At 67.8% G+C, this 22,355-nt stretch carries 16 protein-coding genes and 1 pseudogene; 6 read left to right on the plus strand and 11 right to left on the minus strand.

Annotation, left to right across the window (positions count from 1 at the left end; translation table 11 throughout):
• The first annotated feature begins 151 nt into the window (after positions 1–151).
• Positions 152–937: a LuxR C-terminal-related transcriptional regulator gene (locus JOF56_RS43555; protein ID WP_209645415.1), complete on the plus strand. Its 786-nt coding sequence runs from the start codon at positions 152–154 to the stop codon at positions 935–937.
• 1 nt (position 938) lies between these two features.
• Here JOF56_RS43555 and lanL read toward each other — a convergent pair.
• The 6 genes and pseudogenes from lanL to JOF56_RS58720 all read right to left on the minus strand — a co-directional run.
• Positions 939–3,494 (minus strand): annotated as a pseudogene (lanL, locus tag JOF56_RS58715) (class IV lanthionine synthetase LanL); the annotation flags it as partial.
• Positions 3,491–5,227, minus strand: a complete 1,737-nt coding sequence (locus JOF56_RS43560; RefSeq protein WP_209645416.1) for an ATP-binding cassette domain-containing protein — start codon at positions 5,225–5,227, stop codon at positions 3,491–3,493. The pseudogene lanL and the gene JOF56_RS43560, both read right to left, overlap by 4 nt.
• Entirely contained in the window at positions 5,224–6,894 is a 1,671-nt protein-coding gene (locus JOF56_RS43565; protein ID WP_209645417.1) for an ABC transporter ATP-binding protein, read from the minus strand. Before JOF56_RS43565 ends, JOF56_RS43560 begins: the two co-directional genes overlap by 4 nt.
• A 208-nt stretch (positions 6,895–7,102) precedes the next feature.
• Positions 7,103–8,164: a radical SAM protein gene (locus JOF56_RS43570; protein ID WP_209645418.1), complete on the minus strand. Its 1,062-nt coding sequence runs from the start codon at positions 8,162–8,164 to the stop codon at positions 7,103–7,105.
• 259 nt (positions 8,165–8,423) lie between these two features.
• Entirely contained in the window at positions 8,424–8,756 is a 333-nt protein-coding gene (locus JOF56_RS43575) for an L-rhamnose mutarotase (protein WP_209645419.1), read from the minus strand.
• Positions 8,757–8,803: 47 nt separating this feature from the next.
• Positions 8,804–9,439 (minus strand): enolase C-terminal domain-like protein, encoded by a 636-nt coding sequence (locus JOF56_RS58720; RefSeq protein ID WP_307855518.1) that lies wholly within the window; start codon positions 9,437–9,439, stop codon positions 8,804–8,806.
• Between the two features lie 391 nt (positions 9,440–9,830).
• On the opposite strand from JOF56_RS58720, the gene JOF56_RS43585 reads away from it, so the two are divergent.
• The 4 genes from JOF56_RS43585 (at position 9,831) to JOF56_RS43600 (ending at position 16,194) form a co-directional block, all read left to right on the plus strand.
• Complete coding sequence (locus JOF56_RS43585) at positions 9,831–10,658, plus strand: helix-turn-helix transcriptional regulator (protein ID WP_209645420.1); 828 nt, start codon at positions 9,831–9,833, stop codon at positions 10,656–10,658.
• 187 nt (positions 10,659–10,845) lie between these two features.
• The gene (locus JOF56_RS43590) at positions 10,846–11,562 is read left to right on the plus strand and encodes a thioesterase II family protein (RefSeq protein ID WP_209645421.1); all 717 of its coding nucleotides are present in this window, start codon (positions 10,846–10,848) and stop codon (positions 11,560–11,562) included.
• Positions 11,563–11,587: 25 nt separating this feature from the next.
• Positions 11,588–12,412 carry an SDR family oxidoreductase gene (locus JOF56_RS43595; RefSeq protein WP_209645422.1) on the plus strand — a complete coding sequence of 275 codons (825 nt, stop codon included), beginning with the start codon at positions 11,588–11,590 and terminating at the stop codon, positions 12,410–12,412.
• 23 nt (positions 12,413–12,435) lie between these two features.
• Positions 12,436–16,194, plus strand: coding sequence for an amino acid adenylation domain-containing protein (locus tag JOF56_RS43600; protein WP_209645423.1), 3,759 nt, complete (start codon positions 12,436–12,438; stop codon positions 16,192–16,194).
• Positions 16,195–16,519: 325 nt separating this feature from the next.
• On the opposite strand, the gene JOF56_RS43605 is transcribed toward JOF56_RS43600, so the two are convergent.
• From JOF56_RS43605 to JOF56_RS58730, 3 genes are all read right to left on the minus strand, one after another.
• The gene (locus JOF56_RS43605) at positions 16,520–16,882 is read right to left on the minus strand and encodes a hypothetical protein (protein ID WP_209645424.1); all 363 of its coding nucleotides are present in this window, start codon (positions 16,880–16,882) and stop codon (positions 16,520–16,522) included.
• A gap of 284 nt (positions 16,883–17,166) precedes the next feature.
• Positions 17,167–17,811 carry a helix-turn-helix transcriptional regulator gene (locus tag JOF56_RS58725; RefSeq protein WP_307855519.1) on the minus strand — a complete coding sequence of 215 codons (645 nt, stop codon included), beginning with the start codon at positions 17,809–17,811 and terminating at the stop codon, positions 17,167–17,169.
• A complete protein-coding gene (locus JOF56_RS58730) occupies positions 17,790–17,954 on the minus strand; it encodes a hypothetical protein (RefSeq protein ID WP_245378639.1) in 165 nt (54 codons plus the stop codon). The genes JOF56_RS58725 and JOF56_RS58730 overlap by 22 nt, the downstream gene beginning before the upstream one ends.
• Positions 17,955–18,238: 284 nt before the next feature.
• Here JOF56_RS58730 and JOF56_RS43615 point away from each other — a divergent pair, with 284 nt between their 5' ends.
• Positions 18,239–19,504, plus strand: coding sequence for an MFS transporter (locus JOF56_RS43615; RefSeq protein WP_307855520.1), 1,266 nt, complete (start codon positions 18,239–18,241; stop codon positions 19,502–19,504).
• An 86-nt stretch (positions 19,505–19,590) separates the two neighbouring features.
• On the opposite strand, the gene JOF56_RS43620 is transcribed toward JOF56_RS43615, so the two are convergent.
• Positions 19,591–20,598 carry a methyltransferase gene (locus JOF56_RS43620; protein WP_209645427.1) on the minus strand — a complete coding sequence of 336 codons (1,008 nt, stop codon included), beginning with the start codon at positions 20,596–20,598 and terminating at the stop codon, positions 19,591–19,593.
• Between the two features lie 342 nt (positions 20,599–20,940).
• Positions 20,941–22,335, minus strand: coding sequence for an outer membrane protein assembly factor BamB family protein (locus JOF56_RS43625; protein ID WP_209645428.1), 1,395 nt, complete (start codon positions 22,333–22,335; stop codon positions 20,941–20,943).
• Positions 22,336–22,355 lie beyond the last annotated feature (20 nt).

Here is a 22,355-nt window from a genome sequence, read left to right on the forward strand (position 1 = left end):
GGTCAGTGCGCGCTCCAGCCGCCAGTCCAGCGCTGGGTCCAGCCCCCATCTCCAGTATGGGTCGATGTGTGCCGAGCCTGGGCCTGGGGAGCTCTGCGGCGCTGGGCCGAGCCACGCGATAGCTCGTCGACTGAGCCTTACGGGGGATGACATGTCGTTGTCGGTGATGCTGTGTGATGATCAACCTGTTCTGCGGTACGGCCTGCGTCTGGTTCTCGAAGCCGAGCCCGGCATCGTGGTGGTCTGCGAAGCTGGCGACGGATCCGACGTCGTGCGGGAGGCAATGGCCCACCAGCCGGACGTGCTGGTGCTGGACCCGCAGCAGCGTGGCTTCGCCGTGATCGAGGAGGTGCGGGCGGCCGTGCCCACGGTGGCCGTGCTCGCGTTCACCTGGCAGGACCAGGACCTCTCCTGCTACTCCGCCGTACAGGCGGGCGCGCGTGGATACCTGTTCAAGGACGCGGACAGCACCGAGATCGTCCAGGCGGTCCGCTGTGTCGCGACCGGCAGTGCGGTCTTCGGCTCGCGAGTCAGCGAACGCCTCGCCGGGCTGCTGACCCGGCCGGCCCCGGCGCTGGGCAACGCCACGTTCGCCCGTCTGACCGAACGGGAACTGCAGGTGCTGGAACTGATGGCGACGGGTCTGTCCAATTCCGCCATCTCCCACCAGCTCAGGGTCGCCGTCAAGACGATCAGCAATCATGTCTCCACCATCTTCGCCAAACTGCACGTCACCGGCAGGCCCGAGGCCATCGTGCTGGCCCACAAAGGCGGTCTCGGCGTGGCCGCGGGCACGGCTCATCGGCCTAAGCGCTCCCTGACGGCTGTGCCGCCTGTCGCGGCGCCCGATCAGGACAAGCAGTTGTCAGCAAATGCGGCAGCCATGGGCGTCGACCGCCACTACGCAGCCGCAGCAGGAATGACAGCGCGCCACTGAGCCCGGTCCCGAAGTCCGCGTACACGGCGGCGCCGGTCTCGTCCGGCACCACCAGGCGTCCGTCCCGCAGCGCCGCCCGTACCCGCAGGCTCACCGCGAGCTCGGCGGCCCAGTCGCGGTACTGGTCGTTCCCGGTGAGCCCGGCCAGGTCCAGTAGGAAGTCGCCGTCACCGGAAAGGCCGTGGCACTGGGAAAGTCCGGCGTGCCATCGGGTACGCCGGACCGCGACTCCGGCCTCGGCGGCCAGTCGGCCGTACCGGTCGTCTCGGCTGTGCTGCCACATCCGTGCCAGGAACGTCCCCACACCGGAGGATCCACTGCACCAGTTGGTCTTACGCGCACCGCCGCCGTCTCCGCTCGGCCAGTAGGCCGCGCCGCGGTCACGTTCGGCCGCCGCGCTGAGCGTGTCCGCGGCGGCGGTAGCCAGGTCGAGGTAGCCGTCCTCGGCGGTCAGAATGGCCATGGCGAGCAGGAAGGTGCCCACTCCGGCGATTCCGTGGGCGAAACCGTAGTGCGACACGCCCGCCATGGTGGATTCGAAGTCCCTCGGGATCGGCCAGCGGATCGTGCCGTCGTCCCGGCGCCGCGCCGCGGCGACCAGGGTGTCGGCCGCCGCGCGTGCCCTGGCCAGGAACTCCTCATCGCCGGTTGCTTCCCAGAAGCGGAGCTGGGCAAGCCCTGCTCCGGCCACGCCGTGGCAGACATCCGGATTCGGCCAGCGGACGGGCACCTGCATGGCGAGGTCGGTCGCGGTGCGCTCAAGGTCCTCGTCGCCGAGGAGTGTCGCGGCCTCCAGCAGGGCCCAAGCGGTTCCTGACCGGCCGAAGTGGAGACCGGGAAGGATGCGGGGCTCATGGTGCACGCGTTGGGCGATCCACCCCGCCGTCGCGGCGACGGCACCAGTCAGCTCGACATCCGCCTGACAGCCGCGGGTCAGCACGCACAACACACCGGCGGCGCCGTGCTGCACGTTGAGCGGGTCGGTCGTGGTTCCGAAGTCCCCGGACGGCCACAGCCGCGGGGTGTCGCCCGGGCGCATCATGTCGAGCAGATAACCGAAGCCGTCGGCAATCAGCCGGTCCAGTTCGTCACCGCCGATCTCCGCGCATGCCGTCACGTTGACCGGCAAGGGTTTCAGGTCCTCGTGGGCGAGATACGCGCGGACGGCCCCGAGGTGCGGGCGCCGATCCGGATCCTCGTGCATCAACGCGATGATGATCGGTGCCAGCCGACGAGCGGCCTCGTTTTCCTGCCCCACACGGCCGAGCCAGCTCCCGACCCGCTCCCCCGTCTCACGCGTCCGCGGTTCATCCGCACAGAGCAAGGGATCCGCGCCGCTGGCCAGGTAGAACAAGGTGGCACCGAGGCCGAACAGGTCGGCGGACTGCTGCGGCGCCGGGCCGGGTGAGCTGCCCTGGATCTGTTCCGGTGCACCGTATGCGGGCGTGTACGACCGGACCACACAGGTGCCCGGCTCGGCGAGCAGTTCGAGATCGATCAGCCGAGGGCCGCCGTCCGGCATGACCATGATGTTGTTCGGGGTGAAATCCCGTGCCACCAGGCCTTGGCCGTGCACAAGGTCCAGTAGGCCGACCAGCTCGAGCGCGATCTGCCGCCAGGCGATGTCGTCGGGGTTGTCACGTACCCACTGCCGCAGAACGGTTCCCGGCAACGACTCCTGGACCAGGAACACCTCGCCCTGTTGTTCGAAGACGCCCAACGGCCGAGGTGTGGCCCCGGATCCGTCGAACAGCTCGAGCATGGCCATCTCGTGCCGCCGCCGGTCACGGACGTCCTCACCGGTCAGCGCGGCCCCGGTGTGCGGGCGCGCCTGCTTGACGATGACCTCGGTGCCGGTTTCCTGGTCGACCGCACGGAATACGCCGCCGTTGAAGGAATGCCGGATCACTTCGCGCACGAGGTAACGCTCGGCCAGCAGCACCGGCTTGGGCGCCCGCTTGGAAACCGCGGGCGCGAACGGATCCCGCGGCACCCATGCAGGCGGGGAGTACCAGGCCTTGCGCCGGTCCAGCACGAGACCACCATCGGGATGCACCAGCATCGCTTCGTAGACACCGTCGTTGCTGAGCATTCGTACGCCGGTGAACCCGCCGTACCGGTAGTACACGAGGCTGCCCGGCTGATACCGCCGATCCGAAAGTACGCCGGGGCCAGGCAAGCCTTCGGTCGCCCGGTGCAGTTCCTCGGCCAGCACGCGGAGGTCGTCGAGGCCGCGGCCGGGATAGGCGGTGATGAACTTGCCGCCACCGGCCCGGTCGCACAGGCGGTGCCCGAGTTCCTCCACCTGGCTCAGGCCGATGGCGAACTTGAACGGGCACCCGTGACGCAGCAGGACCTCGGCAGACCGCGCGAGAACCACCGGCGCGGACAGCGGCGTCGCCGAGACATGCAGTTTCCAGCCCTGCACCTGGGATCGTCCGGCCGCGGGCTCCACATAGCACCAGAAGTCACCAGGTTTGAGCTGCCAGCCCGGCAGGTCGCAGCGCGCCAATGCCGCGGCGGCACAGTCGGTCAACAACACGTCGTCGGCGTTCATCCTGGCCTCACAGGGAGCCGCCAGTGGCCGGCCAGATCCGCGTAGGTGGTGGAGCGCTGGAGCAACTCGTCGTGGGTGCCGGTCACCGCTGTGTCGCCGTCGAGCAGAAGTACGCGGCCTGCGCGACGGGCGGAGCTGATCCGGTGGGCGACCACGATGAGCGTCACCCCGCTGCCGGCGAACGCGGCGTCCGCCGTCGCCTCCGCATCGGGGTCGAGCCCGGACGTCGCCTCGTCGAGGATCACGATCCTGGCCTGCGACAGGTAAACCCTGGCCAGGGCGACGAGTTGCGCCTCGCCGTGGGACAGCTCGGCACCCCCTGCGCCAATCGCGGCATCGAGGCCGCCCAGCCGGGCGACGACCGCGCCCAAACCCACGGCGGCCACGGCTGCCGAGATCTCGCATTCGCGGGCATCCGGGGCGAGATAGCAGATGTTCTCGCGCAGGGTTCCGGCGAAGACATAGGCTTCCTGGGGAATGAGGACGATCGTCCGCCTCAGGTCGGCGTCCGTGATGTCGCCGAGCGGCGTCCCGCCGAGCGTGATCTCGCCGCGTCCCGGCGGCAACAGCCCTGCGAGCAGGTTCACCAGTGTCGACTTGCCGGTTCCGCTCGGGCCGACCACGGCGAGATGCTCGCCTTCGGCCAGCCGGAGCCCGAGATCGCGGAACACCGGTGCGGCGTGCGGGCCGTAGCCGAACGTAAGTCCCTGGGCGGTAAGAGTTCCCTGGGCCGGGACGGGTCTTCCGGTCCGTGCGCTGCCGCCCGCGGCGAAACCTTCTCCCAGCCGGACGACGCTCACTGCCATCTCCAGGCCCCAGGTCGCGAGCACCTCCAGCATCCTGCGCAGCGCCGGCTCGAGCCCGGTGGTCAGGTAGGTCACCGCGCCGACGAGCTCGCCGACGCTGAGGTGGCCGTTGCGCAACAACCACGGCGCCGCTGCCAGCAAAGCCACCAGCGGGAGCCCGCAACCGACGAAGATGAGCACCATCCGGAACGCGGTCGTCCTGGCCAATGTCCGGGTCAGCTGCACGTGATCGTCCACTGCCCTGCCGACGTCGGCCATGGCCTGGCGCTCCCCCGCGCACGCGACCACGTCCCGGATGCCGCCGAAAACCGCACCGGCGCGCTGGGCGACCGCTTCCTCGGCCAGCAGGACCGCTTTCTGGGTCGCGGCCAGCCTGGCCATGCGTGTGACGAAGACAGCGATCGCCAACCCCACCGCCATCATCGTGACCAGCGCGACGATCGGGGCGAGCAGACACAGCCCGATCAGCGCGGCCACCACCGCGAAGGCGATCTGCCGGACGATCCGCAACAGGGCGAAGAGCACCTCACGCACCGACTGCACGTGCTCGGTCAGCCGTGCGACACCGGCCGCGTCCGGCGGGCCCGTGGACCGGACGGCCTCGGCGAGGACGCCTTCGACGGTGGCGACCACAAACGAGTCGCGGACCGACTCCACCACGTCCGCGAGCCACGGAAACATCTGCCTCGTGGCCAGTGCGCCCACCAACGCGGCAGCCAGGAACAGTCCCAGAGAGCCGAGTGCGCCGCCGACGTCACCGTTGAGGAAGCCGTCGATGGCGAACGACACGAGCAACCCGGACAGCAACGGTGGCAACGATTCCAGCACCGACCACAGCAGGATCCACGCCAGGGCACGGCGCCGCCCGCGCAGAACCGAGATCAGCAGGCGGTATCCGGGACCGGTGCGCCATATCCGCGCGGTCACGACAGCTTCTCCGCTCCGAAGATGGCCCGGTAGTCAGGCTCCGTCTCCCACAGCTGCGAATGGGGCGCGACAGCCCGGACTCGGCCATGGTCAAGCCAGGCAACCGCATCCGTCCGTGCCGCGGTGATCGCACGATGGGCGATAAGCAGCCGGGTGCGACCGGACAACGCCCCGGTGAAGGCCACCGCCAGTCTGGCCTCGGTGGCTGTGTCCAAACTGGACGTCGCGTCGTCGAGCACCAGCACCCGTCCCGGCTCGACCATCGCGCGGGCCAGCCCCAGCCGCTGCAGTTCCCCACCTGACAACGGCGCCTCGGCCAGTGGCGTGTCGAGGCCACGAGGCAGCCTGCGCACGAAGTCCTCGGCCTGGGCCAGCCGGCAAGCGCGCTCCACCGCGTGCCGGTCTGGCAACGATCGGCCGAAGCTGATCGCGTCACGAATGGTGCCGCCGAGAAGAACCGGCTTGTCGAAGGCATAACCGACGGCGGCGCGCACCTGCTCCGGCGCGAGGGTGTGCAGAGGCACTCCGTCCAGCAGCACCTCGCCCTCATCGGGATCGATGAGCCGGCCCGCCAGCAGGCCGAGCGTGCTCTTTCCGCTTCCCGAACGGCCCACGACACCCAGCACTGTGCCGGCCGGTACGTCCAAGTCGATCCCGTCCAGCACAGTCCTGCCGTTGGCGCAGACGCGAATCCCCCGGAATGCCAGCGCACCCGGCCCGTCGGTCACTACGTCACCGCCAGCCTGAAACCGTGGTCGCTCAAGGAGTACATCGTGGACCCGCCTGGCACCGGCACGCGCGTCGGCAAGGAAGAGCAAGGTGTCGAGCTGTTGAACGAATCCCAGCGCGACCGTGAGATACAGCGCCGCGGCAAGGAAGTCGCCCGGCGACGTCCGGCCGGCCGCGACACCCAGTCCCACGACGACGAGCACCAGGACGGTGAGTCCGTGCTGGGCCAAGCCGACCTGCCAGGACACGGCCCGGCGAACGTCCCATGTGGCCCGTCCGGAAGCGGCGAGCGCCGGCAACGGCTCCAGCACCCGGCGCACCTCACGGTCCAGCGTGCCTGAGGCACGGATGGTCCGGCTGCCCGCGAGCGCGTCCGTCAGCCGTGCCGAGATCGCGGCCAGCTGCTCGAGATATTCGGCGAAACGACTCGTGGACGTGTGCAGCCGGCGCCTGATGAGCACCAGAAGTGGCACAGTGCCCAGTGCGAAGGCCGCGCCCGCCCGCCAGTCGATCACAGACAGCGCGAGCCAACCGCCCACAGCTGCCGTGATCCCGACTGCCGCCTCGATTCGATAGGGCACGGCTTTGGCCGTGAAAGCGGCGTTGGCGGTGAAGCGCGCGACCAGGTCACCCACGGGGTACTGGCGCGAACCCGGTACTCCCAAACGGAAAACGTGGCCCATCAGGCGGTGCCGCAGCCGCGAGAGCACTGTGGTCTCAGCGAGGACGCCGGTCACTTCGCCGCCCATCTCAGCGAGCATCGCCAGAACCAGCACCGCGGCGAAGGCCAACAGCGCGGCGCCGGGTTCACCGCCGTCGAGGATTACGTCGACCACTCGGGCGGACAGAAGCGGAAGCACCAGCGCCGACCCGGCCACGACCACAGTCGCCAGCGCCTTGGCGACGGACACGGCAGGTACTCGCATGATCGTGGACATCGGGCCTCTCCTTTGGGTGACGCCGTCCGGTCCGCCGCCCCTCCCGGGACGGCGGACCGGGAACCGCAGGCGATGAATCAGCAGCTGCACCTGCACGGGAACAGCTCGAGGTCGGCCTCGGCCTCCTCCAGGAGCTGCAGATCGTTGATGTCGTACGTCATCGCATGTCACCTCCCTCCGGGCGTGTCGCTGTTCGCCCGGTAGTCGCTCACCGGGACGGCATCAGGGGAAGGAAGACCGGCCGCCGGTCGATGCGGGCCCGGTCCTCGTCGGTGCCGAAGTGGTAGTCCAGGCGCCGGGTGGCGGCGGCCCACTGCCTCATCGTGTGCACCGGGGTGAGGGTGTCGACCACGAACGGGTCGCTCCACCGCTCGACCGAACGCCGCCACAACTGCATCGGCGGCTCGGTGAGCAGGCTGCCGACCGTGCCCTCGTAGATCGCCATCGCTCGCACGAGCCCGTCGGGCTCGACCTGCATCGCGGGGATCCGGCCTTGGGCAAGCAGGTCCGGGTGGTAGCGCAGCAGACGGTTGTCCATCACGGAGACCTGGACCGACGGCGGCGCCAGCGACTTGAGGCGGGCGAGCATCGCGGAGCCGGTCAGCTGGTCGACCTGGTCGTCGCTGAGCAACTCGTGCTCTACGAAACCGCCGCGGCTGCCGAGACCGATCGGCATCGCGGGTCCGAAGGCCAGATAGCTCAGTTCCGCGAACCGCGGCGCGAGGTCCTCGCAGAACAAATCGAGCTGGTCGAAACTGCTGCGCACGATCGTGGCGTCCAGCCCGAACTCGAACGTCTTTCCGCCATTGCGGCGGCGTTCGCGCACGGCGTCGTCCAAAATCATCAATGACCGAACTGCCCGGTCAAACGAACCGTCACGGCCACGAATCGCGTCGTGCACCTCGGCGGTGGCACCATCCAGGCTGACGCTTACCGCCGCGCATTTGGCGACCACTTCGCCAATCGACGGGAGAGGGAGCGACCATCCGCTGGTGTACAGCAGAACCTCGGCACCCGCGGCGGTGATCCGGTCGATGATCTCGCCGAGTCCCTTGACGATGAGCGGTTCCCCGCCCGCCAGCACGATCGTCGACGGCCCGAGCGACAGCAGCGCGTCGGTGACCCGGAGCATGTCGTCGTGCGACAACTGCCGTGCCGCACGCCTGCCCGATTCGGAATAGCAGTGCGTACATCGGAGCGGGCAGGCGTACGTAATGTCCCACACGATATCGGTCGGCCCGCCGGAAATGGTCGCAGCGGTATCAGCCATGATCACTCCCAGGTCCATCGGAGTTCGATCTACGGAACACCGACAAGCCTGACGGACCGCATTTCCCGGCAAAAGGGTTCACTGTCCCACTCCGCCGGGAAAACACCCCGCTCATTCCCAGGAAAGTCCGTAATCCGACGAACGATGCTCCGATCGGACCAGGTAACGATCGCCATCATAGCCAAAATGGACCGTCGGCGAATTCCAATCAACGCATGACGGAGAACGCCGCAGCTTGAACAGGATGCCTGTGCTGACTTCAGCCGGCTTGGAGGTGCCAGATCTCCGGCATCGGCGTCCAGCCTGAACCGGGTGCGGTCAGAGACTCCTGACAGGGGTCGGTCAGGGCCCACCAGCGCTGCGATTCGGGATCGGCGGCGATGCGGGCCTGGTCGGCGGCGTGGTCGTCGCCGATGTATTCGTAGTAGCCGAAGAGCAGGTCGTCGTGCAGGAAGATGGTGAAGTTGCGGATGTTGGCCTCGAGCAGCATCCGCTCGACCGAGGGCCAGACTGCGGCGTGCAGCCGCAGGTACTCCTCACGGCGCTCCGGCCGTAGCCGGATCACCATGCCATAGCGCGACAAGCGGTCCATGTCGATCTCCTCAGGGTGCCCAGGACATACGGTTCGGACGGGTGGGCTCAGCGGTTCGGGACCAGGCGGCGCCCGGCGTGGTCGGGCCGGATGTGGGAACCGCCGGATCTCGGGTCAGGCAGCCGGTGACCGGCGGCGGCGATCGTCTCCTCGTCCAGGCTGATGCCCAGGCCTGGACGGTCACCGAGGACGTACGCGCTGTCCTCGACGTGGTGGTCGACGCAGACGCCCAACGGTGGCACGAGGTCCTGAAGTTCGCTGACCAGGTGGTTGGGCACCGAGGTCGCCGCGTGCAGCAGACCGATCGGTGAGGTGCCGATGGGGCTGACGGGCAGGTCGTGGGCCAGCGCGAAGGCGGCAACCCGCAGGAAGTGGGTGATACCCCAGCCCCCGGCCGTCTGGACGATGTCGACGGCCCCGGCCGCGATGAGCGGGCGGTGCTGTTCGAGCCCGGAGAGGCCAGGGTTGAACGCGCTGAGGTCGCCGTCCGAGCCTGGCTCGCGGGTAACGGCACACCGAGCCGGGACCTGCGAGTACGCGACCTCGGTGGCACCGGCAGGGTCGAACTCGACCCGGACCTGCTCCGCCGGCCGGAGATCGGGCCCGCATTGACCGGGATCGTCCGGGAGGCCGGGTTCGACGGCGTCGAACTCGCGGTGTTCCACTCTGGTGCCCTCAACCACGAACGAACCGGGTAACCGGGATTTCGGCCAGGACAGCCCGGCGCGATGAACGCGACGATGCCGATTCGATGAAGGCGGCTGCCGATACTTGCCCCGGCAACACAGCCCCCTTCTCGAAGAGGAGAGACATGCGTCAATCGTTGAGACGCGCCGGGTTACTCGCAACGGCCTTCCTGCTCGCGCTGACTGGAATGGTGTTCGTGGCCGGCACAGCGTCAGCGGCGAAAACGAGGACCATGAGGGTCCGACCAGTCACCCGACGGAACGAGGCGTAGACCTGCCAAGCGCCTGCTTCGGGACGTCACACTCCCGCACCGTTCGCTACGGTGCGAGATCGTGTCGACGAGATTGGCCACGGTGCGTGCACGGTAACCCGGGCAGTGAAACGACCATGCGGTATGAGCTCGCCGATTTCCTGCGACGGCGGCGTGAGGCGTTGTCACCGGCGATGGCCGGGCTGCGCGGCGGTACACGCCGCCGGACACCGGGACTGCGCCGGGACGAGGTGGCGCGCATGGCGAACATGTCCACGAACTACTACGAACGGCTGGAGCAAGGCCGTGGCCCACAGCCCTCGACCGCCATCCTTGCCGGTCTGGCCAAGGCCTTGCGGCTGGACTCGAAGGAGAGCGCGTACCTGTACGAACTGGCGGGGCACGTCGCTCCCGCGGTGCGGAAACCGGACGACTTCATCGATCCCAAGCTGCTCTCGGTCATGCGGACGCTGGCCGCGACCTCACCGGCGTTCGTCGCGGACGAACTGGCCACCGTCATGGCACAGAACGAGTTGCACGTCAGCCTGTTCGGCCGCTTCGCCGGCCTGCCTGGCTGGGAGGGGAACATGTTCTGGTCCTGGTTCGTCTCCGGCCGATGGCGATCCATTATGGACTCTCCGGAGCGACAGGAGGCCATCGGCCGCTCCTACGTCGCATATCTGCGCATCATCGTCGCCCAGCGCAACTACGACGCGGACGCGGTGGCGCTTGTCACGGATCTCCGTGCGAAAAGCGCGGAGTTCTCCCTTCTGTGGGAGGAACACCAGGTTTCCGCGTCGTACAGCTCGACGGTGAGTGTGCTGGACGAACGCGTCGGCCGCCTCGACTTCGACTTCGCGGTGATGGTGAGTTCACAGTCACGTCAGCGTCTGCACACGCTCCACGCGGTTTCCGGCACGCCTACCCAGCAGCGGCTGGCCAGGCTCATTGAACTCCTCCCGTGATCGCGATAGCCACTGATCGACAGTACGTGGTTAGCCCCGCCGATCGACCGTAGTTTGACCAACGGCGGATCCGCCTGGACGGCAAGAAAATGCCCGATGTCGCCGGAGTGGATCACGCCATGCTCTCGATTGGTCAGACCGGCCCGGCTCACGCCGATCCGATTCATCGCCAGGAGTCACTGCGGATATGCGTATCGAGCACAGCAGTGTGCCGCTTCTTTGTCTTCCGTTCGCCGGAGGTGGTGCGAGTTTCTTTCACCCGTGGAATGGCATGGGACTCGTGGGAGTCACGGCGGCGCCGTTGCAGCTGCCTGGCCGCGAGCGACGGCTGGACGAGCAGCCGTACCGTGACCTGCACGCAGCCGCTGACGGCCTGCTCCCGGACGCCCTGAGGGCCGCAGGCGCCGGGCCGGTCGCCCTGTTCGGGCATTGTTTTCTGGGTGCGGCACTGGCTTACGAGCTCACCAGGCGGATCGTCGGCGCCGGGCACAACAAGGTGGTGCACCTGTTCGTCAGCGCAGCCCGGCCGCCCTGCGCAGGCCGAGTCAGCGACGTGGCCGGGCTCACCGACGACGAGTTCCTGGCGCATGTCGAGAAGACGACCGGCTTCCGGCATGAGGCGTTCGATTTCCCGGAATTACGTGAACTGCTGCTACCGAGTCTGCGCGCCGACTTCGAGATGGACGAGACGTACACGTCGGGGAACACCGAACCGCTCGACGTTCCGGTGACGGCGATTTTCGCCACCGGCGACACATTCGTTTCCCGGCATGACGTGGACGGCTGGCAAAAGGTCACCTCCGCGGAATTCTCGCTGGTCGGGCTGCCTGGCGGGCATATGTATCCGGCCGTCGATCCCCGGCCGTTGCTGGACCTGATCTCCACGACCATCGCCGCCGGCTGAGCTCGACTCGCGAAAGGCACCACGAATGCGACTGCACGACAAGACTGTCGTGATCACGGGTGCGGCCAGGGGTATCGGCCGCGCCTGCGCCGTGCGAGCCGCTGAGGAGGGCGCGGACCTCGTCCTCATCGACATCGCCGATGACCTGCCGGAGATCCCCTATCCGCTCGGTTGCGCCGATCAGCTGGAGCTGACCGCGCAGTTGTGCCGCAAGAACGGCGCGTCCGTGCTCGTCGCCGCGGCGGACGTGCGTTCGCAGGCCGCCGTGCGACCGGCCATCGAGGCTGCGGTGGACCGGTTCGGGCGGATCGACGCACTGATCAACAATGCCGGAGTCGGGGCGCCGGCGGGCAAGGCCGCCCATGACTTCACCGAGCAGGAGTGGCAGGTCGTCCTGGACGTGAACCTCTCCGGACCGTGGCGCCTGATCAAGGCGGTCGCTCCGGTCATGGTCGCCCAACGGTCCGGCAGCATCGTCAACGTGTCGTCGACGGCTGGTCTCGTCGGCTACCGCCACTTCGCCGCATACGTCGCGTCCAAACACGGAGTCGTCGGCCTGACGAAGGCGGCCGCGCTGGACTACGCGCCCATGCGGATCCGGGTCAACGCGCTGTGCCCGGGACCGGTGCACGACGACCCGGCCGTGGACGGTCAGATGACCGCGGTTGTCGCCGACGCGCTCGGCATCAGTTACGAGGAGCAGCAGGCCGTCTACCTGGAATCGGTGGCGACGGACTCGCTCGTCGACCCCGTCGACGTCGCCGAGGCGGCGATCTGGCTCGCCGGGGACGAGTCCCGCAAGGTCACCGGCACGGTGATCACTGTCGACGCCGGTTTCTCGGCCCGCTGATCTCACCCTGCAAGGAGTGACTGATGCCCGTTTTCAGCGCTGAACCCGCCGCTGAGCAGGCCCGCGCCTGCCACAGCCTGATCCGGCCGCTACCCAGCGGCCTCGACGTCACGACACTGCGCACGAACCTCGACACCCTCGCCAAGCGGTACCCCGTGCTGGGCCGCGCGCAACTCTTCGGCGAAACACTGAACGTCCAGTCGGCGGACGCCATCGCGGGCGCCCGCCGCGCCCGAGAGGCGCGCCGTGCGGTCAACGGCACGTCGGTCGTCGCTCGGATCGTCGCGCTTGGCTATGCCGATGGTGCTGCCGATCTGGTGATCGTGGCGCACCGCCGGTTCGTGGATCGGCGTGCGCTCGACCAGCTGGCCACCGCGCTGCTCGACCCGGCACATCCGGTGGATCCGGCCGAACCTGAGTCCGATGTGGACGATCGGCTGCCGGCCGTGCCCTGGGGTCTGGGCAATCCGGCCAGGGCAGGCCGGACCGGCACCGTCGCCGTGACCACCACCGCGGCCACGGCGGACGCGGTGCCGCTGCTGGTCGCGTCGACCGCGGTCGTGCTCGCCCGCTACGGCGCGACCGAGAGGCCAGAGTTCGCTTTGATCACCGCCGATCCGGCGACCGCGTCGAGGAAAAGATCTGTCGCGCTCCAGGTCGAGGATTCCCTGCCGGTCGTCGACCTGATCAAAGCCGCGGTCGGCGCAGGCGACGCCCTCTCCAGTACGGCCGCAGTCGGGCTGGTGGTGACCACGAGCCGGACCGGCGACACGTACCAGCCTGCCCTGGCGCCGATCTTTCCGGTCATGCTGGTGTGGGAGTGCAGTGGCGACGGCACGCTGAGCGGTGTCCTGCACTACGACGAGGGTGCGGTACATCCGGTGATCGCAGACCAGTTCGCCCGGCACATCGGCCGCGTCGTGGACGTGCTGGGCCGCACGCCGGTCGCCGGTGTCGTCGGTGACATCGAGCTGGTGGACTCCGCCGAGGCCGCCACGATCGTCGCCGCCGGACGCACGCCGGCCAAGCAGGACGTCACGGTCAGGCCCATTCACGAAGTGTTCCGATCCCTGGCGGCCGCGCAGCCGGACGCTCCGGCACTGTCGGATTCGGACCGAATCCTGACCTATGCCGAGCTGGACCAGCAGTCCGATGCAGTGGCCAATGCACTGCGCAGCCGCGGTGTGGCGCCCGGAGACCGGGTGGGCGTGTGCCTCGGCCGTGACGCCGGCCTGGTGATCGTCCTGCTTGGCGTGCTCAAGACCGGTGCCGCCTACGTCCCGATGGACGCCGGGTATCCAGCGGAACGGCTGGCCTACACGGTGACTGACGCCGGCGTCCGGCTGGTGATCTCCACCTCGACGGAGTTCCCCGCGGTGGACGGAGTGACCGTGCTACACCCGGACATGTTGTCTACTGTGGACACCAGCGAGCCCGGCGAACCTGTCACGGCTGATGCGGACGATCTCGCGTACGTGATCTACACGTCCGGATCGACCGGGCGCCCCAAGGGCGTCGCTGTGCCGCACCGCAACGTCGGCATGTTGCTCGCCGCAACCACCGACGAGATGAAGCTCGGCCCGTCGGACACCTGGACACTGTTTCACTCCAGCGCTTTCGACTTCTCCGTCTGGGAGATCTGGGGCGCGCTGCTGACCGGTGGACGCCTGATCGTCGTACCGTACTTCTCCGCACGCGACCCGGAGGAGTTCCACAACCTGCTGGTGCGCCAACGGGTCACTGTGCTGAGCCAGACGCCGTCGGCGTTCGCCGCGTTCAAGGATGTCGATTCGCGCAGCCCTGCCGGTCTCGCGGTGCGCCTGGTGGTCTTCGGCGGCGAGTCGCTGGACACGCGTGTCCTGCGGGACTGGTTCCGCAGGCATCCGCACACTCGGTGCCGGGTGGTCAACATGTTCGGCATCACCGAGACCACTGTGCACGTGACCAGCCGGACGGTGACGCCAGTGGACGCCAGCACGGGTTCACGGTCGGTCGGCCGTGCGCTGCCCGGCTGGTCGGTGTCCGTGCGGGACGCCAGGGGCCGGGTTCAGCCGTTCGGTGTGCCAGGCGAAATCTATGTCGGCGGCGCCGGTGTCGCCAGCCACTACCTCAACTCCGCGGAACTGACCGCCAGCCGCTTCGTGCACGACTCGGTCACCGGAGAACGGGTCTACCGCAGCGGCGATCTGGGCAGGCTGCATCAGGAGGGGAGTCTCGACCATCTGGGCCGGATCGACAGTCAGGTCAAGGTACGCGGGTTCCGCATCGAACTGGACGAGATCCGGTCGGTCATGCTGACGGACGAGAACGTGATCGCCGCGGTGGTCGTGCTCGCCGACGACGGCGATGCCGCGGATGTCCGATTGGACGCGTACTTGGTGCCGAACAGCCCTTCAGCGTCCATAGCGGACATTCGACGGCGGGTGGCGAGGTATCTGCCGGACCACATGGTGCCGGCCACGTTCACGCTGGTGGCGGAACTGCCGTTGACCGTCAACGGCAAGGTCGATGTGGCCAGGCTGAAGACGGCCGCCAGGATGCCCAGGACGACGGCGGCGCCGCCGAGCGACCCGGTGCTGCGCGTTTGGCGGGAGATTCTCGGCGAGCACGTCGGCCCGCACGACGACTTCTTCTCCTCCGGCGGCAACTCACTGCTCGCAGTACGGCTCTCCGGGGCGTTGCGGCGTGCCGGGCTGCCCGCGGTGTCGCTGCGCGAACTGTACGTGCACTCGACACCCGCCGAGGTGAGCAAGCTGCTCGCAGTGCCGGCGCAGTCCGAGATCGGCGGCCGCGTGCGTGCGGCGTGGGCCGACGCACTCGGCGTACGCGCGGAGGAGATCGGGCTCGACCAAGATCTCTACGAGATCGGCGGCACTTCGCTCGCCGCCATGCGAGTGGCGGTGGCATTGAGCGACCTGGTCACGCTGCGGGACGTGATGCGGTGTTCACGGTTGGCCCAGCTGACAGCGGTAGCGGAGCAAGGAACGTCTACACAGGACAGTAGGGTGCTCGTCCCACTGACCGACGAGATAGCCGATCCGGTCGCGACTGTGGTGCTCCTGCCCTACGCTGGCGGCAACGCTGTGCACTTCAAGCCAGTCTCGGACGCCATTGCGCGGCTGGACAGCAGATTGGCGGTGGCCGCAGCGGAACTACCGGGCCACACTCCCGGATCCACTATGGATGATCTGCGAAACCTCACCGAAACCGCTGAGGAGATCGCCGCGGAGATCGCTCGCACGGTGACCGGCCCGGTCGTACTATGGGGGCACTGCAACGGCTCTCCCCTGGCCCTCGAGATCGCGCGGCTGCTCACCGAACGCGAACACGTTGTACGCCACCTGTTCCTCGCGGCCATGCTGGTCGGCACAACCGAGGAGATCAAGGAAACGCTCCGCGAAACCGAGACATTGACTTTCGACGGCATCCGGCAGTATCTGGCCGAGTGGACCGGAAACGCCGACCTGGACGGCATCGGCAGCGGCTATGAGGACCTGGTGACCCGGGCGTTCCGGCACGATGCTCTCTGCGCCAACGAGTTCCTGCTCGCAGGACGGGAGTCCGGCGACTGGCGGCCATTGACCACACCGTGCACGGTCGTGATGGCCTCGGACGACAAACTGACCACCGGCTACCAGACCAGGTACCGCGAGTGGGAACTGTACGTCCAACACCCCCTCCTGCGTGACATCGAGGGCGGCGGGCACTACTTCACCCGGACCCGCCCGGACAAGGTGGCCGAACTGATCGTCAGCGCGGCCACCCAGCAGGAAACCAGGTGACGCCCGGTACTCGCATGCCATGACCGAGTTCACCGGGCAGGCGCCACACGACGTCGTGTCCCCCAAGCGAGCTACCCGATCTGCTCCCCATGGGGCGACGCATCCGCGTCCTGTTCCCGATAGCTTCGCCGCCGTCAACAGCCAGGCCGAACGGCCGAGCTGGAAATCGGAGGACGAAGCAATGGACAAGATGCGTGGTTCCGGGCTGCCCGGCCGTTCCCGGCGTCACCGGTTCGCCGGGGCACTGACGCTGCGCTTGCCGAAAATGTCATCCGTGCAGGTCAAGCGGCGTGATGAAGGGGTGTGCGTTTCGACAAGCCGGGAGTCAGGACTTCGCCGCCACCAGGGCCTTCCAATCGGCGGGGTGCGAGGTCCAGCGGTACACCGGCACCTTCTTGCGGGCGCCGTCACGGCTGACGGCCACCAGCCGGCCGCCGTCGATCTCGAGGGTCTCGAAGGTGAAGCTCCGTTGTTTCGGACCGAGTAGCGCCGGCACGGTGATCGAGGTCGTGTCCACCTCGAAGTACGGCCGCACCAGGTACAGCACGCCGATCAGGGTGAGCATGGCACCGATGATCAGCCCGGGCGCGAACTGACCCAGCCCGAGCAGCCACAGACCCAGTACCAGACAGATGATCCCCAGTGTCAGGAATACCCCGGCGACAACCGGGCTGTAGCGGACCTTCATCGGATACCTCGCTCTGTGACCAACGAACACCGGTTTCGGGGTGTGACCAGCCGGATCATCTCGCACGGAACACCGGCCGGAAAACCGGAAAATTCCGGTCACGCGACAGGCGGTCTCGCCACGCCCGAGCTTCACCGAGATCGTTGATACAGAGAGCTGACCAAGGGAGTCGGCTATGGGAAGCATCCCGTGGACGGAGAGAACCCGCTGGTCAGGCGCTGCGCATGATGACGTCGACGCCGCCCACTCACGATTGGCGGTCCCACGGCAGACGTTAGGAGGTCTCAGCGATGGCGTAGTCCGGCTTCGTGTGCGAGTAGTCCGGCCTGGGTGCGGTTGGCGCAATGCAGCTTGGCCAGGATCTGGGTGAGGTAGTTCTTGACGGTGCCTTCGGTCAGGTGCATGCGTGCGGCGATCTGGGCGTTGGCCAGGCCGTCGCCGAGGCACGCGAGGATCTCGGTTTCCCGCCGGGTCAACCGGGCGAGCAGGGCTTGCGTGTGGTTGCTTGTGGTGTGCCGGTCGGTGGCGGTGGCCACCAAGCGGCGGGACGCGGCCGGTGAGAGCACGGTGTGGCCGTTGGCTGCGACGCGGACCAGACTGATCAGATCTTCGGGCGGGGTGGACTTGAGCAGAAAGCCCACCGCGCCGTCGCGGAGCGCGCGCAGGATGTAATGGTCGGCGCGGCGGCGCCGTCGTAGGCCTCGTCGACGACCTCGATGTCGTCGGCGAATCAGCTGCACACCGTCGGCGCTGTAGCGCACGTGCACCAGGACATCGGCGCCGGGCGCGTGTTTGCGGATGTTGGTCAGCGACTCCTGGACGATCCGATGTGCCGTTCGGCCGACGACCGGCGACAGCGGGATGGGGTCGCCGTGCTCGATGAGCTCAGTGGATTCCGACTCAGCGATCAGCGCGGCCAGTTCGGGCACCGGCGCAGCTGGGTGATACCGCCTGTGTCCAGATCGGTGCGGACCACAGTGCCCGGCGCCGCCAGCTCCACGACGGTCATGACGGCCGCAACCGCGGTGGTGATCCACCCGATAACCAGCGGCGCACGGCGGCGAAACGGCACCGCAGTGCAGTTTCGCCACCAAGAGCTCCAGACCGACTTGTCGTGACCGGCACCTCGGCAAACCTGTTTGGTCACAGCAGTAGAGTTGACATTGTTGCGGAATCCCGTCCGCCTGGGGAATTGAGGAGCACTGATGTCCACAACGATGACCGGAGCTTCCGTTCGTCCCTTGGTGACCGCGGTCGCAGGCTTGTAACGCCGCGCGTGTAGCAGCAAAGTCAGCACACATCCCGGTCGCCGGGGCGAGGTGACACGTCTCCGTCCGCCTTTCCGGGAGTTCTGCTGTGTCCGCTCGTCATTTTTCACTGCTCTGTGTACGTGTCCTGGTCGCTGCTCGGTTCGGCAGGAAACCTCGACGGTCGAAGTCAGCTCCGAACTGCGCTGATCAGACTGTCAACCGGAATGTCCGCCTGCTGAGCTGGTTCAACTTCTTCGGCGACTTCCGCATGTACGGGCCCATCATGGTCGTCTACTTCGCACACGTCACCGGCTCGTACACCGCTGCCGCCAGCCTCCTGGCGGTGAAGATGCTGTCGTCGGCAGCGTTCGAAGTCCCTACCGGGGTGCTCTCCGACCGGCTCAGCCGACGCGGCACGATGATCGCCGGTGCCGTCGTCATGATGGCCGCCCATCTCGGGTACGCCGGCGCTTCCGGCTACGGCCTCCTGCTGGCAGCTGTTGTGCTGGAAGGATTGGCGAGCGCACTGTGGAGCGGCAACAACGAGTCTCTGCTCTACGACACGTTGCTCGAAGCCGGCCGGGAGCAGGAGTTCCCCCGGCACTCGGGCCGGGTGAACTCGATGTTCCAGATCGCGCTCGCACTGGCGGCACCCATAGGTGGCGTGCTCGCCAGCGCGTGGTCGCTGCATGCGGTGGTCGCGCTGTCGGTCGTGCCACAGGTGCTGTGCGTGCTCGTCGCCTTACGGATCCGGGAACCACGGGTGCGCGGCCCATTGGAATCGAACATGCTGGTGCATCTCGGATCGGCCCTGCGCGGCATCCGCCGCAATCCCGCGCTCCGCCGGATGACGCTGGTGTCGGCGCTTCGCTACAGCAGCGAAAGCGCGGCCCAGTTGTCGCCTGCCTTCGTGGCAGGGCTGTGGCCGCTCTGGGCGCTGGGCCTGTGGCGCACCTTCGGCCATGGCGTGGCCTTCGTCGGCTTCCGCGTCAGTGGCTGGGTGATCGGCCGGATGGGCGCGGCCCGCACTCTGCTGTTCGGTGAGCTGTTCGACACCGTGGCCAACGTCGTGGCGCTGGTCAAGCCGACGATATTTTCGCCCGTGCTGCTCGGGTCACCGGCCTACGGCACGTCGACAATCGCCCAGCAGACGTTGCTGCAACGCGAGTTCACCGACCGGGAACGCGCAACGATGGGTTCGCTTGCGTCACTGCTCGGCAGCGCGCTCTACGCGCTCGTCGCCCTGGGAGCCGGCCTGGTGGCAGACCGTTGGGGCATCGTTGCGGCGTTGCTCGCGATCCAGGCAGTGGCGCTGATCGCACTTCCACTCGCCTGGCGGGTGCGCGCGCACGCTCGAACGATGACGGGATGAGCGCCTTCTCAGCGCATGAGTCGGGTAGCGGGGACGCATTGCTGCGTCCCCGCCCCGTCAGAACCGGCCGTGCTGGACGTTGCCGGTCAGGCCGGCACCGCCTCGATCAGGGACAGGTTGCCAGGAGTGGGGATCACCTGCGTGATCCGGAATCCGGCCCGTTCGAAGATCCGCTCGAACTCCAGCTGGGTGCGTTCCTGGCCCGGGAGGAGCGTCAGCATCATGATGTCGAGTGTCTTGCCGAAGTGCGGGTCGTTGCCGGGTGGGATAACCGCTTCGACGACGAGCACGCGGGCGCCTGGGTTCATCGCGCGACGGCAGTTCTCCAGGATTTGCACGCACTGGTCGTCGTCCCAGTCATGCAGGACGTTCTTGACCGTGTAGAAGTCGCCGGCGGGCACCGAGGAGAAGAAATCGCCCGGGTGCAGTGTCCACCGGTCGTCCGCGCCGAGCTCGGGGAGTAGGTTGCCCGCCAATACTTTCTCGTGGTCGAGAAGGATGCCGCACAGGCCGGGACGGGCACGCAGCGCCGCGAGCAGCAGGCCTCCCCGCCCACCGCCGACATCCACCATGACCCCGTCGTTCGGGAAGTCGTAGCCGTCGATGATGTAGCCGATGTCGCCGGCCGAGTAGGCCGCCATGCCCGCGTTGAACAGCGGGCCGTGCTCCGGATGCTCGGCCAGATAGGCGAAGATGGGCTGGCCGAAGCGGCGTTCGAACGCCGGTTCGCCGCTGCGGACCGCCTCGGTGAGGCCGGCGGCGGACTGCCACCAGCCGTCCTCGGTCACCAGGAGCACCCCGGCCCGCATCGACCGGGGAGCGTCGGCCCGCAGCAGATCCGCTTGGGGCGTCAGGTGGAACCGGCCGTCCTCGTCCTCAAGGAAGGTGCCGTGGGAGGCCAGAAAACGCAGCAGGCGCCGCAGGTACGGGCCGTTCGCCCCGGTCAGCTTGGCCAGTTCGGCCACGTCTCGCGGCTCGTCGGCCAGATGTTCGGCTACCTCCAGCAGCACGGCCGCCCGCAACGCGGCGGGATACAGGAAGGCGACGGACTCGGTGATGATGTGCCGATACGCATCCTCTGATGTGTTCGTCATCTCCCTTTCATCGCACAGATTCCGCTCGGTGCAAAGAGCAGTCCGAGCGTCTGGACCTACTTGGCAAGGGCAAGCAGGTCAGGTGGGTCCACTGATGCAGGCACCCATTGCAGCGTTACTGTCATCCCGACGCCTCTAGCGCCTGTGATCATCGCCGTACCGCCCACGTCCGCGACACGCTGCGCGATGGACCGCCGGAACCCCACCGCTCCGGGCCACCGGAAACAGGTGGCGGGCCGGCATCCGGACGACTGCGAACTCAGTACCCTCGTTGGTGAACTGGTCACCCACAGCGCGGAGTTCGCGGCGATGTGGGTGACCACAGAGGACTGGCCCGGCCCGCTACGACGCGGTTGGGAAGGCGAAAAGTCCGCTTGGCCCGGACACCGCGACGTAGCCCTTCCCGGCCGATACCGGAACAGGTGTGCCCTTCAGGTTGTTCTCGCGCACGGTCTTGGTCTTGAGGTCGACCGCGATCAGGCTTCTGGTGGAAGTCCCTGGCTGTGGTTCGACCAGACCGTAGAGCACGTCCCCGGCGATGACCTGCGGCTGCAGGCCTCGTTCACTCTTCTCCTGGCGCCACAGCGTGCGTCCGGTGCCGAGTTCCCACGCCAGGCTGCGCGCGTCATGGGCCGCGTCGGTCACCACAGCGGTCTGTTCACCATCGTCGATCACCATGGAGCCGTAGCCGTTGCCGAGTTCCGGGCCGGTGATCAACAGCTTGCCGGTCGCCGGATCGTGCAGGGCGAGGATCTCGCCCCGCTCACCGAACCCGTCGGAGCGTTCGGTGTACCACGCCAGCAGAAGCTTGCCACCGATCATGCGAATCGGGGTCGCGTGCGCCCCCGTGACCTTCGTTTCCGCCGCCGCACCGGACGGCTTGTCCATCGTGGCCGTCGACCACGCCTGTTGCCCGGTCTCCAGGTTCGTGGCGACCACCCGCAGCGCGTGCACTCCGCTGGAGCCGACGATCGGTTGCGCCTGAAACCCGAGGTTGCCCACTACCGCCGGCAGTTTCGTACTGCCGAACACGACATACGGGGTCTGGACCGCGCAGAGACTGTCGCCGCCGCAATCGACCCGGTGCCGTACCTTGTCCTGCACGTCACTGATCGTCAAAGCCGGGTCGCCCTTCTTGGACGACACGACCCAGCCGTCGGCAACGGCGAACGTCTGTTCGTCGACCGGCTTGGCCACCGACATGACCTTGGTGCCATTCGCGTCGTACGCCTCGCGCACATCTGTCCGTTTCTCCGCGGACAGACCGTCGGACGGCGTCACCTTCTGGTAGTACACGTACAGGACCGGTTTACCGTTGTAGATTCCCTGCCGTGCTTCCTTGACCGTCGTCCGAACCGACTTCCGAACCTCACCGGACTTGCTGTCACGAAACTCGATCACGTCCGGACCATCGCCACCCGGCTTGTCCACTGAGGACGGTCCAGTCGGCGTCGAGCTCGCGTCCGGCCGGTAGACCAACGCGGCGGCGTCACCCAACGCAAAGATCTTCCAACCCGCGTGGTCACCCGCCAGCGACCAGGCGGGTTGCCTGGCCAAGCCCGGCAGTTCCGGGCCGTCGTAACGCGCCGCCGGTGACGACGTCCCCGCCGGGGAGCTTTCCCCGGCCGATGCTCCGCCAGCCACTGGTACCGGCGCGTGATCACCCGTGCACGCCGCCGCGAACCCAGCCGTGAGCACGATCAACAACCGCCTGCCACCACGTCTGATCGACGACATATGGCGCCCCCATCCCTCAG

It is taken from the genome of Kibdelosporangium banguiense, from assembly GCF_017876405.1.
GTDB lineage: Bacteria > Actinomycetota > Actinomycetes > Mycobacteriales > Pseudonocardiaceae > Kibdelosporangium > Kibdelosporangium banguiense.

Coding starts and splice junctions, on each gene's coding strand:
- JOF56_RS43565 (WP_209645417.1), bottom strand. CDS start 6,894: ATGTCCACGATCATGCGAGTACCTGCCGTGTCCGTCGCCAAGGCGCTG.
- JOF56_RS43605 (WP_209645424.1), bottom strand. CDS start 16,882: ATGAAGGTCCGCTACAGCCCGGTTGTCGCCGGGGTATTCCTGACACTG.
- JOF56_RS43570 (WP_209645418.1), bottom strand. CDS start 8,164: ATGGCTGATACCGCTGCGACCATTTCCGGCGGGCCGACCGATATCGTG.
- JOF56_RS43625 (WP_209645428.1), bottom strand. CDS start 22,335: ATGTCGTCGATCAGACGTGGTGGCAGGCGGTTGTTGATCGTGCTCACG.
- JOF56_RS43590 (WP_209645421.1), top strand. CDS start 10,846: ATGCGTATCGAGCACAGCAGTGTGCCGCTTCTTTGTCTTCCGTTCGCC.
- JOF56_RS43620 (WP_209645427.1), bottom strand. CDS start 20,598: ATGACGAACACATCAGAGGATGCGTATCGGCACATCATCACCGAGTCC.
- JOF56_RS43555 (WP_209645415.1), top strand. CDS start 152: ATGTCGTTGTCGGTGATGCTGTGTGATGATCAACCTGTTCTGCGGTAC.
- JOF56_RS43585 (WP_209645420.1), top strand. CDS start 9,831: ATGCGGTATGAGCTCGCCGATTTCCTGCGACGGCGGCGTGAGGCGTTG.
- JOF56_RS43595 (WP_209645422.1), top strand. CDS start 11,588: ATGCGACTGCACGACAAGACTGTCGTGATCACGGGTGCGGCCAGGGGT.
- JOF56_RS43600 (WP_209645423.1), top strand. CDS start 12,436: ATGCCCGTTTTCAGCGCTGAACCCGCCGCTGAGCAGGCCCGCGCCTGC.
- JOF56_RS43575 (WP_209645419.1), bottom strand. CDS start 8,756: ATGGACCGCTTGTCGCGCTATGGCATGGTGATCCGGCTACGGCCGGAG.